We start from the raw sequence: 18220 nt of genomic DNA on the forward strand, positions 1-18220 counted from the left end.
GATGTCGCCATAAGAGGCGGCATCTATTAAAAAATAATTTTTACTGTGCAAAAAGGTTGCACAGTAACGTAAGAGGTTTGTATCATCAAACCAAAATAAAGGGGGTGCAGAATGAAATTCAATTTCATGCTTTCAAAACAACAAAAAGAAATAATCAACAAAGAAGGTGAAACAGCTTTCGCACTACCAATACAGTTAGAGCTGTACACCGCTGTAGCCACCGCCGCATTAAGCGAGCAGTTTTATGAGAAAGCGAACGATAAGTTGCAACGTATCATAGAACTGATTGAAAAGAATGATGCAGCTTTTGTAGCTAAGCTGGCTGTTTATGCACGGGAACAAATGTACCTGCGCAGCATTCCGCCGGTATTGGTAGTTGAGCTGGCTAAACGCCATAGCGGAGATAATTTGGTAAGCAAACTAACCGGACGTGTAATTCAGCGTGCAGACGAGATAACCGAGTTGCTGGCTTATTATGCCATGGCCAATGCACGAAAAGAAGTTAAACAACTGAATAAGTTGAGCAAACAATTGCAAAAAGGAGTGGCTGAAGCATTCAACAATTTTGATGAATACCAGTTTGCCAAGTACAACCGGGATGCTAATGTAAAATTGAAAGATGCTTTATTCCTGGTACACCCAAAGGCAAAAGATGAAGCACAGCAGCAATTGTTTGATAAGATAGCCAAAGATGAACTGGAAGTTCCCTATACCTGGGAAGTAGAGTTGAGTGCGCTTGGCCAGCTTAAATTTGACGATGCAGAAACAAAGCGCCAGGCTTTTCGTGGAAAATGGGAGGAACTGATATTCAGCAACAAACTGGGTTATATGGCAACGTTGCGTAACCTACGGAATATAATGGAAGCAGAGGTAAGCAATGAAGCTTTAAAAAAAGTATGCGCTTACCTGTCAAATGAAAAAGCTGTAGCAAACAGCAAGCAGTTGCCATTCCGTTTCCTGGGCGCTTACCGTGAGTTAAAGCAATTGGCTGATGGCCGGGTAGGCCTGGTATTGGAAGCTTTGGAACAGGCAGTATTGTTCAGCGCAGCGAATATAGCCGGCTACGATGCAGGTACCAAAGTGGTTATTGCAGCAGATGTTAGCGGAAGTATGCAAACTGCTATAAGCCCAAAAAGCAAAATACAGAATTATGATATAGGGCTCATGCTGGCAATGTTGTTGCAAAGCCGTTGCGAAAATGTAACTACAGGTATGTTTGGCGATAGCTGGAAAATAATCGGCGTGCCAAAAAAGAATATCCTGGCCAATGTACAGGAGTATCACCGCCGTGAAGGAGAAGTTGGCTACAGCACCAACGGTTACCTGGTTATTAAAGACCTGTTGATGAAAAACAAAGCAGTTGATAAGATTATGATGTTTACCGACTGCCAGTTGTGGAACAGCAACAACACAGGTGAAACCATTGCAGGCCTGTGGAGGCAATACAAAAAAATTGCCCCTGCCGCTAAGCTATACCTGTTTGACCTTGCCGGCCATGGCAATACGCCATTGAATGTGTTGCGGGATGATGTGTTTTTGATTGCCGGCTGGAGCGACAAGATCTTTGATGTGCTTCGTGCCATAGAAGATGGTACAGATGCAGTGCAAATGATTAACAGCATCGAATTATAAATCAAGTAGCATACCGGTGTATGCCGGATGCTACTTTTACAAAGCTCTTTGAACAAGTTTTACAAGAAGGGATGTCGTAGAGATGAGATACTTCGTCTCCATTCAAATTGGCAGAGCCTTTTATAAAGGAGGGGTGCAACTCCCCGGCCTGAAAGCCGCCATTTCTCGTCTCAATTTTCACTCCCTACTGTTTATCCTTGCAACGTTTTTATCCCTACCCTTTACAGCGTGTCGTGCAACAGTAATACTTCGTCTGGCAAAAACAAGTACTGTTCAAATATTACCGCTGTTTTATATAGCAGCATTCCAATTGGTTGGATACTCCGTCTGGAGCGGAGAGGTTGCAGGTTCGAGCCCTGCCTGCTATACCACAGGTGTCGTAGAAAAGAGTTACTTCGATGGGATCATTGGGTCGCCGGTTCGAGCCCGGTACTGCTGAATATTCAGCAGGTAGCTCAGTTGGTTAGAGCAAATGAATGAATCTCTTTTCGCTGTATTACCCTGTTTTAAAAAAGGGTCATTGTTACAGGTGTCGCAGACAAGGGCTACTTCGACTGTTAATCGGCAGGTCGCGGGTTCGAGTCCCGCCTGGTCTGCAAAAAAAGCAGGCTGGTAGCTCAGTTGGCAGAGCAGCGTACCCTTTCGATTTTTACCCTGAAGCAATGATTGAATTTTGGTCGTCAGCGACAGAATATGAATTGAGCTTTGCTTGCGACGCTCCGTTCAACAGCAATAATTCTATTGAGCAATTCGTGGCAAATTAAATGTATGCGTATGAATGATAACATAATCGCAAGTATCAGGCAAAGCCTGTCAGATACATTTGCAGATGTTGATGCATGGTTTGATATAGACAAATTGTTGATGGACTATAGACCAAACAAAACCGGTTGGACAATCAGGCAGATATTGGAGCACATTACCCTAACCAACTACTATCTGCTGATTCTTATTAAGAAGGGAACAATAAAGTCGCTTAATAAGGCTGCTAAAATGAATGTGTATTCAGTACAGGCTGATTATAAAATTGATTGGCTTAACTTGAATACCATCGCTGTACATAATTCATTTGTATGGAGTAGACCTCAGCACATGGAACCAACCGGAAATGTTGAACTTTCGGAAACCAGGCAGAAAATGAAAGATCAGTTGATTCAATGTTTGAGTTGCCTCAATCAGATGCCAAATGGGGAAGGTGCATTATACAAAACCATGATGAGTGTAAATAATCTCGGGAAGATAGACGTGTATCATTATATTCTTTTCCTGGGGCAACATGCGAAGAGGCATATTTCACAAATGGAAAATATTGAAAGGAATTTTAAAAAAGATCAGATATGAAGCATAGAATAAAGGATATGCTGACTGACATAGAAAGCAGATACAAAATAAAAATACTCTATGCCTGTGAAACAGGCAGCAGGGCATGGGGCTTCCCATCACCCGACAGTGATTATGATGTAAGATTTTTATATATGCATAAACGGGATTGGTATTTATCATTGGGGCATCATAAAGACTCAATAGAACACATGGATGGGGATTTTGATGTAACAGGCTGGGATTTAAGAAAATCGCTGCTGCTGCTGAAAAAATCAAACACGCCTTTGATAGAAAGGTTTCAATCTCCCATCGTTTACTTTGATGAGGCTGGTTTCTCGCAGGCGTTTAAAACACTGATAGAAGCGCATTACTCGCCAACGGCTGTATTTTTTCATCATTATTCCCTGGCTGGCAAGTTTTGGGATGATTTGAAAGATAAAAATGAAATAAAGCTAAAAAGCTTCTTCTACCTGGTAAGGTCATTGCTGTCTTGCAACTGGATAATACAGAATAGCTCTGTACTTCCAATGAACATATTCGGATTGATGGATACAATAGATGATGCGGCCAGGAGCAAGCTTGAAGAACTGATAAAACTGAAAGCTGGTGTTAACGAGAAATACCTGCACCCCAAAAGCTTATGGATGCATAACTGGGTAGAATCCATGTGGTTTAAACTGAAGTCTTCAGGGAAAAAAATCGGCGTTAGCAAAACAAGCTTTGCTGACCTTGATGCTTTCTTTCTTAAAATGATAAATGGAAATGTTAACGATAGATGATATAAAAGGAAATGGATGGCTGATTTTTGAAACTGTCATGGGAAGCAGGGCTTATGGCCTGGATACGCCCACATCGGATACAGATATCCGGGGAGTGTATGTTTTGCCGAAAGCATTGTTTTACTCCCTCGACTATGTACCGCAGGTATCTAATGAAACAAACGATATCGTGTACTATGAATTGCGGCGCTTTATAGAACTGCTTTCAAAGAATAATCCCAATATTATGGAGATGTTGAATGTACCGGATCATTGTGTTCTGTTAAAGCATGCACTTATGGGTAATGTGAAAGCTGAAATGTTCTTATCCAGGCTTTGCGAAAAGACGTTTGCTAATTATGCCTTTACTCAAATAAAGAAGGCGTACGGGTTAGAGAAGAAATTTGTAAATCCGGTTGAAAAAGGAAGAAAATCAGTATTGGATTTTTGCTTTGTCCGTACTGGAAAAAAATCCATGAACTTAAGTGATTTTCTGGCGATAACAGGATACAGCCAGGAACAACTTGGGCTTAGTGCGATTCCCCACATGCGGGACTGTTATAATCTTTATTATTCAGCTAATCTGAATTGTTCAGGAGTTACAAGAACGGAAGATGCCAATGACGTATGCCAGAGCAATATTCCCAAAAATGCCGACCCGATTGGTTTGTTGTACTTTAATAAAGATGGGTACTCTGTTTACTGCAAACGCTATAAAGAATATTGGGAATGGGTAGAAAACCGAAATGAAGAGCGTTACAATACCAGCGTGGCGCATGGAAAGAATTATGACTCCAAGAACATGATGCATGTTTTCAGGCTGTTGTTGATGGCCAGGGAAATAGCAATAGAAAGAAAAGTGAATGTGCATCGAAAAGACAGGGATTTTTTATTAAGCATAAAACAAGGAAAGTATGAGTATGACGAGTTGGTAGAGAAGGCTGAAGCTCTAAAAAATGAATTGCCGTCATTATACGAAAGTTCATCGTTACCTGACGAACCTGATTTAGTACAGGTAAATAAATTGTTAATTGAAATGCGTTCCAGTTATTATAAATTATAAAAAGAGGAGGTGTGTTATGAATGTGACTATTTGTTCTGAGAGCAAAGCTCCACATAGCTCCGGACGATGAACGGATTGCGACGCAACGAAGTCGCCATGAAAAGCAAATGCTGGTATCAAAAATTTTGATCATCGCCAGCCATAAAATGAATAAGTAACGAAAATTAAACCCTTAGGGGTTCAGGTTATGAAACTGAAAATAACAGCAAAAGAACTACGTGCCATGGGTTACCCGGAAAGCCCGGTAATTCCGGTAGCGATGAACGTGATGGAAAAGAATTATAAGCATCACACAAAGGAGGAGGCGATGGAAATTTTAGCAGCAGTACTCGCATCGCCTGCGCAATACCTGGACGATGCAGTACTTGGATTAATAGCGGAAAAACTGGCTCCAAAAAAATCAACGGAAGGGGCGGAAATTTCACTGAACAATAACGGTATTGCCTTCAACATTTTTGGCGCGGAACATATTGAACAAGGGGCCCTGCATCAAATGTACAGTGCGGCTAAATTACCGATAGCCGTTGCGGGTGCTTTAATGCCCGATGCGCATCATGGTTATGGGCTGCCTATTGGTGGCGTGCTGGCAACAGAAAACGCCGTTATACCTTATGGTGTAGGTGTTGATATCGGCTGCCGTATGTGCCTGAGCATTTTTGATATTGATGTGAAAGAGCTTACACAACGTGAAGCATATTTTACCAGGGAAATCAATGAAGCCACTTTGTTTGGTAGCGGTGCGCAGTTTAAGCAATCATCTAACCATGAAGTGATGGATAACCCGTTGTTTTTTGAAATGCCCTTTCTGAAGGGCCTGCATGCACGTGCATGGAAACAATTAGGTAGCAGCGGTAGCGGTAACCACTTTGTAGAATTTGGTATGGTGGAAATTGGCGAAGCTGATGCGACATTACAGGTGCCCGCCGGCAAATATGTGGGTCTACTATCGCACTCGGGTTCACGGGCATTGGGCGCCAACATCGCCAACCATTATACTAAGATTGCCATTAGTAAACGCCGGTTACCTCAGGAAGCTAAAAACCTGGCATGGTTAAGCCTTGATGAAGAAGCGGGGATAGAATATTGGAACGCCATGAACCTGGCTGGTGATTATGCCAGCGCCTGTCACCATGTAATACACGAAAAAATAGCGAAACAGTTAGGCCGTAAACCTGTAACCATGGTAGAAAATCACCACAATTTTGCGTGGAAAGAACAGTATGAAGGCCGTGAAGTGATTGTACACCGTAAGGGCGCTACACCTGCGGGTAAAGATGTGCTGGGTATTATACCCGGTAGCATGACGGCGCCTGGCTTTATTGTGAAGGGCAAGGGTGAGGTGGCTTCCGTTAACTCAGCTTCTCATGGGGCAGGCCGTAAAATGAGCCGTAGCCAGGCAATGGGTAATATTACCCACAAGGCGCTGAAAGATGAACTTGAAAAGCACGGCGTTAAATTGCTGGGTGGCGGCCTTGATGAAGCGCCGTTCGCTTACAAGGATATTGAAGTAGTGATGCAAAGCCAGAAACAACTGGTAGATGTGGTAGGTAAGTTTACACCTAAGATTGTGAAGATGGATGGTACGGCCCCTAAACCCTGGATGAAATCAAAACAGGGGAAGGGTGAGGTGATGGAAGGTGAGTAGTTTGTTAGAGATGGTACTCCCGTTGGTGAAAGCTGGCGGGAGTTTTATTATACAGTTTATGTATGTGATGATGATATCCTGCGTTTTATATTATTACCTTATTGTTACCTCTTCGTATGATAAATGGTTTTTCTTTTAGAAGAGTATACCTTGCATTCAGTACAATATGAATACAACCCTTGAAAGTCGAAAGCTTCAATATCTTCAACACATAGAAGAAGAGTACAGCAGGAAAAAGAAATGGTGGGAGAATAGTCCAAAGTATAATACCACCTCAGAAATCGGACACCAATCTAAAGCCGTACCAGACCCACATGATAATTATGCTTTTAGATTTGACAAACAATTTGGAAGCTTTATTTTCATTTTTTTGATGATGGTTTTCTGCGGCCTGTTAAAAATTTACTCTCAGATTAGTTCAAAGCAATTGCTGTTTGCTGAATTCTTATTAGTTGTTATGTTGCTTCCTGGTATTAAACGGGCTGCCGATCGACAGGTGAAATTGCAAATTAATGCAACAGGAATATTCTACCATAAGTGGAACGGTTATTTGTCATGGGACATGATTCTCGCAACCTTCGTTCAAACTATCCCGGATGATCCCGATACCCATAAACTTTTGGTGCATTATTATGACGAAGAGAACGATGAGTTTCTACAACAGTCATTTGTAATAGACTGCTTTGATGTTGGCTATACAGATATAGCATTTGCCATTGAGTATTGCAAGGCAAAAAATAAACTGCTAAAACAGAGAAATTAAAATTGCTGAAAATTTTCTCTCCATTTGTTTTACCTATTGTCAATTTGGCTACGCCAATTAGTCAATCCACGGTATCTTCACTCCCATGAAAACAATCGGACTCATCGGCGGGCTTACCTGGCTTTCCACGCTTGATTATTATCGCTTGCTTAACCAACTGGTGCAAGACAAAACCAATGGCGCTGCAACCGCGAAAATTTTTATGTACTCAGTAGATTTCGGAGAAATAAAAAGGCTTACGGAAGCTGGCGATTGGAGTAGCATAGCCGTAATAATCTGTACCGCGGCTAAAAAACTGCAGGAAGCTGGTGCAGACTGTTTGTTGGTAGGCGCCAATACCATGCACAAAATTGCAGATGAAATACAGGCAGCCATTCATATCCCCCTCATTCATATTGCCGATGAAACAGCCAATGCCATAACAGAAAAACAATTGAAAAAAGTAGCGCTGTTAGGTACAAAGTATACCATGCAACTGGATTTCTATAAAAATAAACTTGCTGCAAAGGGTATCGAAACAATCATTCCCGGAAAGGATGACATAGAATACATCAACAAGGCTATTTATGACGAAATGGGCAGGAATATATTTCTCGAAGAAACCAAAGCAGGCTTCTTAAGAATCATTCATGAGCTAATTGAAGCCGGTGCCGAAGGTGTAATTTTCGGTTGTACAGAAATACCCATTTTAATTAAGCAGGACGAGGTAAGCATACCAGTGTTCGATACCACGGAGATACATACCCGCGCCGCTGTGGCGTTTGCATTGGCATAGTGCAGTATTTGCCTCTTCTTCCGTATTTTCATCCTTCATAATAAACTACCATGAAAAAATCCAGCAGAAGAAAATTTATTGCCACAGCAGCCGCGTTGGGCACAGGCGCGGCAGTATCGGCAATGACGCCCGGCTCCAAAAAGGAAAAGAAAAAATACCTGGTGCACCACGCTATTTTCTGGCTTAAAAATCCATCTTCTGTTGAAGACCGGGATAAACTTGCTGAAGGCGTTAAGAGTTTGGGTAAAATTGAAACCATCCGCGAACTGCATGTGGGCATAGTGGCCAGCACAGAAAAGCGTGACGTGGTAGATAACTCCTGGGGCGTATCAGAGGTAATGTTTTTCGATGATCTGGCAGGCCAGGCAACATATCAAACGCATCCCATTCACCAGGAGTTTATCAAAAATCACAGCCACCTGTGGGAGAAAGTAATTGTGTACGATGCCATAGATGTATAAATCGTGTGTAACGCAGCAAATTTGGGGCTTTCAGTAACCGTGCATGTGGCAGCTACAGTTCCGGCTTTTCGCTGCAAGTCCTCACCACTCGTTCCTCGTGGTTGCGGGCTTTCCGCTTCAATCCGGCAGCCCGTCAGCTTTACCAATGCTGACCCGGCAGGGCATCATGCTCTGGCCACAGTGTCTGCCAGCTTTGCTGCCAGACACGTTACCCGGCAGCAGGGTCGAGAAGTTAGAAAGCACCCCTACCCGGGCCTGAAAAGCCGCCCAAGGAACAGAACGATGAACGGATTGCGACGCAACGATGATGCCATGAAACTATATCGCTGGTATTTGGAAAAATATTTTTAACAGCCACAGGCTGTTCATTTTTCACAAAGTGAAATTAATCTCATATATGAAAATATGCATGCCGGTAATTGCTATTGTTTGCTTCCTGTTTTTTAATGCCTGCAAAAGCGGCCCCGATGCGGCAACTGCCGCAAAAGAAGATTGGCAACCCCTGTTCAATAAGAAAGATCTGAGTGGTTGGGATATAAAGATTGCAGGTTATGATATGAACGACAATTTCGCCAACACTTTTTATGTAAAGGATAGTGTGTTGAAAGTTGACTACAGCGGTTATGAAAAGTTCATAAAAGAATTTGGCCACATTTATTACAAAGAACCATTCTCGTATTACAAGCTAAAGGTAGAATACCGCTTTTACGGCAAACAGTTACAAGGCGGGCCGGATTATGCGTACCTCAATAGTGGCGTAATGGTGCATTCGCAATCGGCCGCATCGTTAAGTAAGCAGCAAACATTTCCGGTATCGCTGGAGATGCAGTTTCTTGCCAGCGATTCTTTATACAAAAGGCCAACAGGCAATCTTTGCACACCGGGTACAGAAGTAAGTATGCACGGCAAACCGGTGGATGCACATTGCATAGACTCACGTTCAAAAAACATTGGGCCCGATGAATGGGTTACTGCTGAAGCTGTGGTAATGGGGGATAGCATTGTTCACCACATTATTAACGGAGATACGGTGCTTACTTATGAAAAGCCTGTAGTAAGTGGCTTTTTTGTTAACAGCGAAATGAACTGGACAACCGGTGGTTTTGCCGCGGATTCAACAGACTGGATGAACAAGAAAGGGCTGCCGCTTACATCTGGTTATATTGCGCTGCAGGCAGAAAGCCACCCCATTGAGTTTAGAAAAGTTGAATTGCTAAACCTGCAGGGTTGTATGGATAAAAAGGCCATTAACTATAAGTCGTATTACATTAAAGCGGATAACGCAAAATGTAAATATTAGGCAGTGTGTTTCTTTTTAATCCGCCCTGCTTCATAACGGCTTTTTGCAAGCTCAAGCGCACCAACAGGAACAACATCTTTTTTAAGGGTTGCAATTTTAATAACCGGGGCCGGTAAAAAAGACTGCATTAGGTATTGCGGTATCGCGTTGGATACAGCCTTGCTCAAAAGGCTACCCAGCAGGGATAAGCCTCCGCCAATAACAATCACTTCCGGGTGAAAAAGATGCACGGCATGCGAAAGGCCAAAAGCAATGTTATCAGCAGTTTCCTCCACTATGTTTTTAGCATCGCTATCGCCCTCTTTAATAGCTGCTTTTAAATACCTGGCATACCCCGTTGAAACGCCAGCACATAACCCCGCTAATATACTTTTCGGGTGTTGTTTAACTGCTTTTTTAATTTTTTCATCAACAGCCCAGCCAGAGCATAAGGATTCCAGTGTATCACCCTTCTTGGTTAGCCTAACATGGCCAATCTCCACTTCTCCCGGCAGGGCGCCATGATATATTTTTTTATCCATCACCATGCCCCCGCCAATACCACTGCCTACCGTCATATAAAAAACAAGCTGATAGTTTTTGCCTGCGCCGTAAACAGCTTCGCCCAATGCCGCTATGTTGGCATCATTGTCTACATACACCGGTGCTTTTATCAACTGCTCAAGCCATTCTTTAATATTAAAGTTATTCCACCCGCTTACCTGGTGAGATGTGCTGACTAAGCCGGTAGCATGGTTAACAGGGCCACCGAAGCCAATACCGGCAGCGATAATTTTTTCACCTCCCGTAAGTTGGTGCAGGCCCTCTGTAATCTGTTGGCGTATACCTTGTCCGCCCGCTGTTTTGTTTACCGCAAATGCAGCCCTCCGTTTAACATTAAGTGATGCATCAGCCAATACCATTTGCAGCTTGGTGCCGCCAATTTCAATGCCTATAAAACTTTCTGTATTCATAAGCCGCTATTATTAAAAAGTTGGTTATTGAAGATAACAATGTAAACCTATACCTGCCTGATTTTGATAAGTGAATCAAGGTAAGATGAGCATTAATAAAATCAGCAAACTACAGAAGGTGGATTTTTGAGGTGAGCGTAAGGGAAGGGCACAAAATTTATTCCTGTCGCCATAGGCTTATTGTCAATTAACACCCGATGTCGTTTGGTTAAGAAACCAATGTCAGGTTGAGCTTGTCGAAACCGGTTTATAAACTTTGATTTTCATGCATCCGCCTTCGACAGGCTCAGGCTGACATCCTTAACTAAACGACATTGAATTAACACCGTTAACAATAGCAAACTTCAGGTATGGAAACATGCCTCGAAAAAGCAGCCTTCAAAAAAAACGCCTTAAAAACACATAATAATCATCAAATCAATATTTTTGCACCCCAAATTACCAGACTCCGTAGCTCAGTTGGTAGAGCAGCTGACTCTTAATCAGCGGGTCCAGAGTTCGAGTCTCTGCGGGGTCACCTCCAGAGACAAGTGCGAAAAACGAGCACTTGTCTCTATTTTTTTATCTCCTGATTGATTGTTAATCGGCTGTATATATCCAATGGCTTCGTTACCCGGGGCGTCCGAGGTTGAATTCCATCAAGTATAATTTTTCGGGAAAAATCGAACTAATGATAACACGTTGCTGCACAACTGACCCCTTTGTATATCATTCGTCAAGCTTCGAAATATTATTTACAGCCTTATCCCACAAAGCGTTTATGTCAATTGGTTTCTGGCTCAAGGAAGAACTCAATTTTGCTTCCAGCCTGATCAGCTCCCGCTCACTTTCAGATTTGATTATTTGATAGTCATTCACTTCTATACTGCATTCTAATAACAAGTTTCGAGCTCTTGACCTTTTAAAGGAAGATTTGGGGCTGCCTCCACTTTTAATCGCATGCTTTTCTTTCTGCCATCAAGAACATCCTGTATTTCATAGAATAGAGATTCTGATATTAATGGTTCATGCTGGCCACGGACTGGAAGGGTTAAATTATTTTTCACTGCAGGCGGTTGCGTATAACCACAATATTCCCACCTTTTTCTTTAGGGGCTTAAAGGTTGACAATAACGATGTAGTACCGCACAAAGAAGTACCTCTCACAGCGGAAATTGCCATGGCGGGTCAAATTACACTTACTTATAAACATAGTTTCTCTATTGATCTTACCAAGCTTGACTATACGAGACCCCAGCGAATACCTGTATCTCTATATGCTGCGTGGTTTCGACAAAAGCTGAAACTATATTGGAGCCAATAATACGGCTGTATTTACCAATTTAGATCCAGGCAAATATACTTTACTTGTTAAAGCCGGTAACCCTGGTGGAGAGTCGACGACTGAAGCAGCCACGATGCCGGTCTGCATCAAACTTCTGTTTTGGATGACAGGTTATGCCTATGTTTTTTACGTGCTCGTTGCCGTCTTTATATTTTGGAGTGTACGTCACCGTGGCATTGGTCGGTTGCAACCGAAATTCGCCGCCGAGAGTTATTTCTAAGATAATGGAGATGGTATCAGTAAAGTTACCTCTATCTCACAATGCGATATTCAATAGAATAGTTAGCCAGAAGTCAACTCGATTTAATTTGAAGCAGAGGTGGATGCAAAAAAATACGAAGCTAATATCCTGATAATTTGGATATTTGACCTTTATATTTAAATGAAATACCCCTGTGTTATTAAAGGCTCTAGATAATGAAAAGGATCTGCTGGAACGTATTGCCGCGGGAGACCAGCAGGCTTATCAGGTTATCTTTAATCACTATTGGGATCAGGTGTACTCCACCGCCTTTACTTTTACCAAGTCTGCTGAGCTTTCCAAAGACATTGCACAGGATATATTTGTGAAGATATGGCTAAAAAAAAAAGCTCTTGCCGGGATAAGCAGATTTGAATCATATCTCTATACCACCGCACGTAATCTCATTATTGACAGGTTAAGAAAAGAAGTATATGTGGAGGAGAACAAGCAGTACCTTAAAACCTATTTTGAAGAGTCGCAGCGTCAGTCACACCAACAGTTTGAATTTAAAGAATTGCAACTTGTTATTGAGCAGGCAATAAGCCGGTTGCCCCCACAACAGCAAACCGCATTCCGCCTCAGCCGCTTCCAGGGCTTAAGGCATGAAGAGATTGCCCAGTACATGGGTATTTCAAAACAATCTGTAAAAAGTTACATTGTTAGAGCTATAGTGCAATTAAGGCAAGTGATACAACAACATTCAGGAGATTACCTGGTGTGCATATTCATTATTATGTTTCTCCAAAAAAAAGTATAAGGTAGCGCTCCCTTTCTATTTTCTGTTTCGTCTTTATTGTAATAGCACACACTAAGGTGCATTAATTGTGCCTCAGGGAAAGGAATTTGAGGTATTGACAGTCGTAACCACGATACTTTATGGAAGAAAAGCAATTTGAACAGGCTTTGCAACGCTTTTTGCATGATGAGATAACTCCGGGCGAACTTGAGTTGTTTATGCATGAGGCTGGTAAGGAAAATAGGCGGGGAGCCATTGAAGAAGTATTACGCAGCAGGCTGGAAAACAAAATAGATCAAGGTTTTTCCGACGAAGCGCACTTACAGCAAATGTTTGCTGAAGTTTTGACAAAAGCGGGCTTTTGCGAGGATGGCAAAGAACCGGACGCTGTGCCTGTTAATGTTATTAAGCGTTTCTCTTTTAAACGCCTTGCCGCAGCAGCCACGATCATCGGCTTAGTTGGGTTTGCCTTGTACTTTTTTTCCTCAAGAAACAGGAATACGCCTACTCTTGGAGCAATTCAAATAACGGGCCAGTCAAAGGATGTAATGCCTGGAGGCAACAAAGCACTACTAACGTTGGCAGACGGTAGTACCATTGTGCTTGACAGTGCCCGGCAGGGTTCTCTTTCTCAGCAAGGCAGTACCACTATTATTAAAATGGACGACGGTCAACTGGCATATATGCCGGGCTTAGAAGAGGGAGCAGTAATGTACAACACCATTGTTACGCCCAGGGGAGGCACTTACAAAGTCATCCTGCCCGATGGTACCAAAGTTTGGTTAAACGCAGCGTCCAGTCTTCGGTTTCCTACATCCTTCAGCGGGGCATATCGGAGTGTGGATATTACCGGAGAAGCTTATTTCGAGGTAAATAAGATGCGTGCCGATGATCGGAATATCCCTTTTGTGGTCCATATTAACAATGGGAGTGCGGATGGATTGGAGGTGGAAGTATTGGGTACCCATTTTAATGTGATGGCTTATAACGATGAAAAAACTGTAAAAACAACCCTGCTTGAAGGTTCGGTGAAAGTGAGCAATAGCAATAGCAGCGTTGTGCTGGATCCCATGCAACAGGCGCAGTTTACCAAAGTAAACAATAGTTTAAAGGTAGCCGGTGATGTTAATACCGATGTAGAAACTGCATGGATAAATGGAATGTTCCATTACAGAGATGCCAATCTGGAAACCATCATGCGGCAGTTGTGCAGGTGGTACGACGTGGAAGTAAGTTACAGCGGCCCTGTTCCCGAAGATCATTTCACTGGTAAGATACCACGTAATATTACCCTGGAAAAAGCTCTGAAGATATTGGAACTGAGTGATGTTCGTTTCAAAATTGAAGGCAGGAGGATAATAGTAACGGCATAAAAACTTTCTTGATAATAGCGCCGGGCTTCGTGGCAACTTCGTTGCGTGGGTATACGTCAAGCCTGATTTTTTTGAAGAAAGTTTGCTGTGCCGGATGGCAGCTAAAAAAGTGTGTTTTGCCAATTATACTGGTTGCCGGATAAAATTGTACAGCATTTTTTGGTGGCCAGCTATATTGCTACTATAAGGCGCCTGTTGTGTCACTCACTTGTACGCCTGGTAATTCTATTCGGCAATGTGCGGCCTGGCTGTTTTTCTTTACACAGTTTTATGCGGTGTGCAGTATAATCCGTTTCATAAAGAAATAAGTATAAACAACTTCCATATACACATCACCATTAAAACCAAAACTTGATACTACATGACAAGAAAATAACTGCTGACTAAACAAAGAAGCTGGAAGTGTTCGAACCACTCCCAGCCGATGTTGAGTTAATCTTTACTGACTAAACAATTATTTCAGGAACTGTTTATTGTTAACCCAATCAAAACAAAAGTATGAATCTGACTGCTTATTGCAAAACCGGTAAGCCAGGGTTTGCTATTTTCAGCTTTGCCCACAACCGGCTGTTTACCAAAATGCTGTTGGTTATGAAATTGACCACTATTTTAATGCTTGCCACCTTTTTACAGGTTAGTGCCGGAGCGTTTTCTCAGAAAATTTCACTCAAAGCCAAAAACGCATCGCTTGAACAAGTGTTTTCTGAAATAGAAAAACAGAGCGGTTACTCATTCTGGTACAAAACCTCGCTGCTGAAAAAAGCGGATAAAATTACCGTTGAACTTAAGGATGTCAACATTGAGGAAGCCCTCAAAAGCTGCCTGGACATGCAGGGTTTTGATTATGTGATTGTTGACCGTACCATTATTATAAAACTAAAGGAAGAACCGGCTTATTACCAGGCCCCGCCTCCTCCGGTAATGGTAAAGGGTAAAGTAACTGCTGCTGACGGTACTGCGCTGAATAGTGTTAGCGTAATGATCAAAAATACCAAAAAGGGTACTGCGACCGACGCAGACGGCAACTTTAGTATTGCCGTTAACAAGGGTGAAATACTTGTGTTTACCTACGTGGGTTACAATGCAAAGGAAGTGGAGTTTAGCGACCAGGCCTTTTTGGCTGTAACACTTGCTGAAAACAAAGTAGTGCTGAATGATATTGTTGTTGTTGGCTACGGCAGGCAAAACAGGGCGGCGTTAACCAGCGCGGTATCCACCGTAAAAGGCGAAGACCTTAACAGAGGCGCTATCAGTGATGTGGGACAGTTATTACAGGGTAAAGTACCAGGCCTGAATATTTCTGCCAGTGGCGATCCCAATAAGCCGGCCGCTGTTATCATGCGTGGCGCTTCTACCATCAACAGTTCCCAAACGCCATTTTACGTAATTGACGGCATACCGGGGGCTGACATATCCGTAATTGCGCCAGACGATATAGCGTCTATTGATGTACTAAAGGATGCTGCCGCCACCGCCATTTATGGCAACAGGGGCGCCAACGGTGTTATTATGGTTACAACCAGGCGTGGCAAAAAAGGACAACAAATTGGATACAGTGGTTACCTGGGTCTTGAAAAAGTATCCAACAAACTCAAAATGATGAATGCCACCCAGATAAGCGATTTTCTTGCAAAAAATAACCTGGCTTTTGCCCCGGCGGACGATAAGGGCGCCGATACGGACTGGCAGACCGCCATACAACGCAGCTCCGCGGTCTCCCACAACCACAACCTGTCGTTCAGCGGTGGCGGTGAGCATGGCAACTATGTTGCCAGTGTAAACTATATGCGCAAAGAAGGAATATTGCAAACCAGTGCAATGGAGCGTGTAATCGCACGCCTGGCAATTGAGCAGTATGCCCTCAACGATAAACTTAAATTTGGCATTGCAGTTACTAACTCCCATACCAATTCCGATGATATTGCCTATCGCAATACCATATTGCTTCAATCCACCCAGTACCTGCCGGTGTCGCCTGTAAAAAACGCAGATGGCAGTTGGTTCGAAAATTTTTTTAACCAAAGTTATTATAACCCCGTGGCCATGCTGGCAAACAGCCAGGTGAACAATAAGTATAATGCCCTGGTCGGTAGTTTTACCGCACAGGCCAAACTGCCCTTTGGCCTTAGCTGGGATCTAAATATCGGGTATCAGAACACAACATCTCTCTACGGCGCCTACTATAATCAGTATTTTACAAACAACTATAACAATATGTATGATAATCCGGACCCGGGCCTGGGTTACCATACCCAGCAAACCTTTGGTTCAAACGGCCAGGCGGTCAGAAGCTCCTATCAAAATATCAGCAAGCTGCTGGAAACTTATGTCACCTGGAACAGGAGGTTTGGAGCACATAACATAAACGCCGTGCTTGGCTACTCCTGGCAGAATTTTATCAATGGTGACGGCTTCCAAGCATCTACATCTAATTTTCCTGTTGACAATATAGCCTATAACAACCTCGCATTAAGCAATCCATACGCTTTCAGCTCTTTTCGCATCAATTTTGGTCCTAATGGGGTCTACCAGCAAATAAGGCTGATTTCAGACTTTGCACGTGTTAACTATAATTACCAGGAAAAGTACATGCTTCAAGCTTCTTTAAGAAGAGATGGAAGCTCTGTTTTTGGCGTCAACAACCAGTGGGGTTACTTCCCTTCTGTAGGTGCGGCATGGCGTATCAGCAAAGAGCAATTTATGGATAACCAAAAGATCTTTGCCGATTTGAAATTAAGGGCCAGCTATGGTGTAACAGGTAACTCTACGGGATTTAATGCCTATACCGCACAGCTTATTTCTGGCAGCCTTGGGACTTATTACTACAACGGCACGCAAGTTGCCGCATATGGGCCTACCCAGGCTGATAACCCTGAACTACGCTGGGAAAAAACTGCCACCACTAATATAGGCCTGGATTTTTCCATCCTGGAAGGCAAGCTTTCAGGCACTTTGGAGTGGTACAATAAAAACACTACAGGCATGATCTATCCATATCGTGTTGACCCCATTTTGATTCCTGCCGGCACCATCACAGCCAACGGAGGTAGCATGAATAATAAAGGAGTTGAACTAAGTCTGAATGGAATACTTGTAAAAAACAAAAATTTTAGCTGGTCATCAGGCCTTAACCTGGCGCATAACAGCAACAAGGTTACCAGCTTGAGCAACCCGTTGTTTTCAGGCGGCGACTCGCTGGCTGTAAGCTATCCTGAAGGTGGCGGTCAGTCGGGCAGCTCTTTGCAGCTACTGAAGGCTGGTAAACCGCTGGGACAGTTTTTTTCGCTGCTTTATGCAGGCAAAGATGAAAATGGTGTTTCGCAATATGTTGGCGGCGATGGTAAATTGACCACCAACCCCGCCATTGGCACAGATTATCATTACCTGGGCAGCGCCCAGCCAAAGCTTCTCGTGGGGTGGAACAACAGTTTTAAATACGGGAATTTTGATCTCAACTTTTTCCTGCGCGGAGTATTCGGCAATAAGATTTTCAACGCAACGCGGGCAGACCTTTTCAGACCTACAACCGCACAGTATGCCAATATACTGGTTGATGTTGCGGGCGAATCCATGGCTGACGTGAACGCTTACAAATACTCTTCACGTTTTATCGAAAGCGGCTCTTATGTGCGCTTTGATAACGCCACACTTGGTTACAACTTCAAAAACACGGGGCGTTATATCCGCACGATGAGGATATACGTTTCTGTAAACAACCTGTTTGTTATTACGAAATTCAAGGGTGTTGACCCTGAAGTAAACCAAGGGGGTATCGCCCCAGGGGTAGACTACAACAATTTCTATCCCAAAACACGAACATTTCTATTTGGCGCAAACGTGTCTTTTTAGTGAACTTCCAAAAAAACATGT

At 43.0% G+C, this 18220-nt stretch carries 15 protein-coding genes and 2 tRNA genes; 15 read left to right on the plus strand and 2 right to left on the minus strand.

The window, feature by feature from the left end:
* Positions 1–111: 111 nt before the first annotated feature.
* Positions 112–1632 (plus strand): TROVE domain-containing protein, encoded by a 1521-nt coding sequence (locus F0364_RS00530; protein WP_153795789.1) that lies wholly within the window; start codon positions 112–114, stop codon positions 1630–1632.
* A gap of 1 nt (position 1633) precedes the next feature.
* Here F0364_RS00530 and F0364_RS00535 read toward each other — a convergent pair whose 3' ends face one another.
* On the minus strand, positions 1634–1813 hold the full coding sequence (locus F0364_RS00535) for a hypothetical protein (RefSeq protein ID WP_153795790.1): 180 nt from the start codon (positions 1811–1813) through the stop codon (positions 1634–1636).
* Between the two features lie 114 nt (positions 1814–1927).
* On the opposite strand from F0364_RS00535, the gene F0364_RS00540 reads away from it, so the two are divergent.
* The 9 genes from F0364_RS00540 (at position 1928) to F0364_RS00580 (ending at position 9720) form a co-directional block, all read left to right on the plus strand.
* A tRNA-Pro gene (locus F0364_RS00540) sits at positions 1928–2003 on the plus strand.
* Between the two features lie 403 nt (positions 2004–2406).
* Positions 2407–2973: a DinB family protein gene (locus F0364_RS00545; RefSeq protein WP_207632445.1), complete on the plus strand. Its 567-nt coding sequence runs from the start codon at positions 2407–2409 to the stop codon at positions 2971–2973.
* Positions 2970–3734 carry a nucleotidyltransferase domain-containing protein gene (locus F0364_RS00550; protein WP_153795792.1) on the plus strand — a complete coding sequence of 255 codons (765 nt, stop codon included), beginning with the start codon at positions 2970–2972 and terminating at the stop codon, positions 3732–3734. Before F0364_RS00545 ends, F0364_RS00550 begins: the two co-directional genes overlap by 4 nt.
* Complete coding sequence (locus F0364_RS00555; RefSeq protein ID WP_235920973.1) at positions 3712–4776, plus strand: nucleotidyltransferase domain-containing protein; 1065 nt, start codon at positions 3712–3714, stop codon at positions 4774–4776. The genes F0364_RS00550 and F0364_RS00555 overlap by 23 nt, the downstream gene beginning before the upstream one ends.
* A gap of 187 nt (positions 4777–4963) precedes the next feature.
* On the plus strand, positions 4964–6421 hold the full coding sequence (locus F0364_RS00560) for an RtcB family protein (RefSeq protein WP_153795793.1): 1458 nt from the start codon (positions 4964–4966) through the stop codon (positions 6419–6421).
* A gap of 166 nt (positions 6422–6587) precedes the next feature.
* Positions 6588–7184, plus strand: a complete 597-nt coding sequence (locus F0364_RS00565; protein ID WP_153795794.1) for a hypothetical protein — start codon at positions 6588–6590, stop codon at positions 7182–7184.
* An 85-nt stretch (positions 7185–7269) separates the two neighbouring features.
* Positions 7270–7959: an aspartate/glutamate racemase family protein gene (locus F0364_RS00570; RefSeq protein ID WP_153795795.1), complete on the plus strand. Its 690-nt coding sequence runs from the start codon at positions 7270–7272 to the stop codon at positions 7957–7959.
* A 50-nt stretch (positions 7960–8009) separates the two neighbouring features.
* Complete coding sequence (locus tag F0364_RS00575) at positions 8010–8420, plus strand: Dabb family protein (RefSeq protein WP_153795796.1); 411 nt, start codon at positions 8010–8012, stop codon at positions 8418–8420.
* Between the two features lie 397 nt (positions 8421–8817).
* On the plus strand, positions 8818–9720 hold the full coding sequence (locus F0364_RS00580) for a 3-keto-disaccharide hydrolase (RefSeq protein WP_153795797.1): 903 nt from the start codon (positions 8818–8820) through the stop codon (positions 9718–9720).
* Here the strand turns inward: F0364_RS00580 and F0364_RS00585 are convergent.
* On the minus strand, positions 9717–10673 hold the full coding sequence (locus F0364_RS00585) for an ROK family protein (protein WP_153795798.1): 957 nt from the start codon (positions 10671–10673) through the stop codon (positions 9717–9719). The genes F0364_RS00580 and F0364_RS00585 overlap by 4 nt on opposite strands.
* A 444-nt stretch (positions 10674–11117) precedes the next feature.
* On the opposite strand from F0364_RS00585, the gene F0364_RS00590 reads away from it, so the two are divergent.
* The 5 genes from F0364_RS00590 to F0364_RS00610 all read left to right on the plus strand — a co-directional run bounded on the left by F0364_RS00590 (position 11118) and on the right by F0364_RS00610 (position 18199).
* A tRNA-Lys gene (locus F0364_RS00590) sits at positions 11118–11190 on the plus strand.
* 772 nt (positions 11191–11962) lie between these two features.
* A complete protein-coding gene (locus F0364_RS29405; RefSeq protein ID WP_153795959.1) occupies positions 11963–12217 on the plus strand; it encodes a triple tyrosine motif-containing protein in 255 nt (84 codons plus the stop codon).
* A gap of 175 nt (positions 12218–12392) precedes the next feature.
* Positions 12393–12998 (plus strand): RNA polymerase sigma factor, encoded by a 606-nt coding sequence (locus F0364_RS00600; RefSeq protein ID WP_153795799.1) that lies wholly within the window; start codon positions 12393–12395, stop codon positions 12996–12998.
* Between the two features lie 119 nt (positions 12999–13117).
* Positions 13118–14350 (plus strand): FecR family protein, encoded by a 1233-nt coding sequence (locus F0364_RS00605; RefSeq protein ID WP_153795800.1) that lies wholly within the window; start codon positions 13118–13120, stop codon positions 14348–14350.
* Positions 14351–14848: 498 nt separating this feature from the next.
* The gene (locus tag F0364_RS00610) at positions 14849–18199 is read left to right on the plus strand and encodes a TonB-dependent receptor (protein WP_235920974.1); all 3351 of its coding nucleotides are present in this window, start codon (positions 14849–14851) and stop codon (positions 18197–18199) included.
* Positions 18200–18220: the final 21 nt, after the last annotated feature.

This window comes from Foetidibacter luteolus (assembly GCF_009650435.1).
GTDB lineage: Bacteria > Bacteroidota > Bacteroidia > Chitinophagales > Chitinophagaceae > Foetidibacter > Foetidibacter luteolus.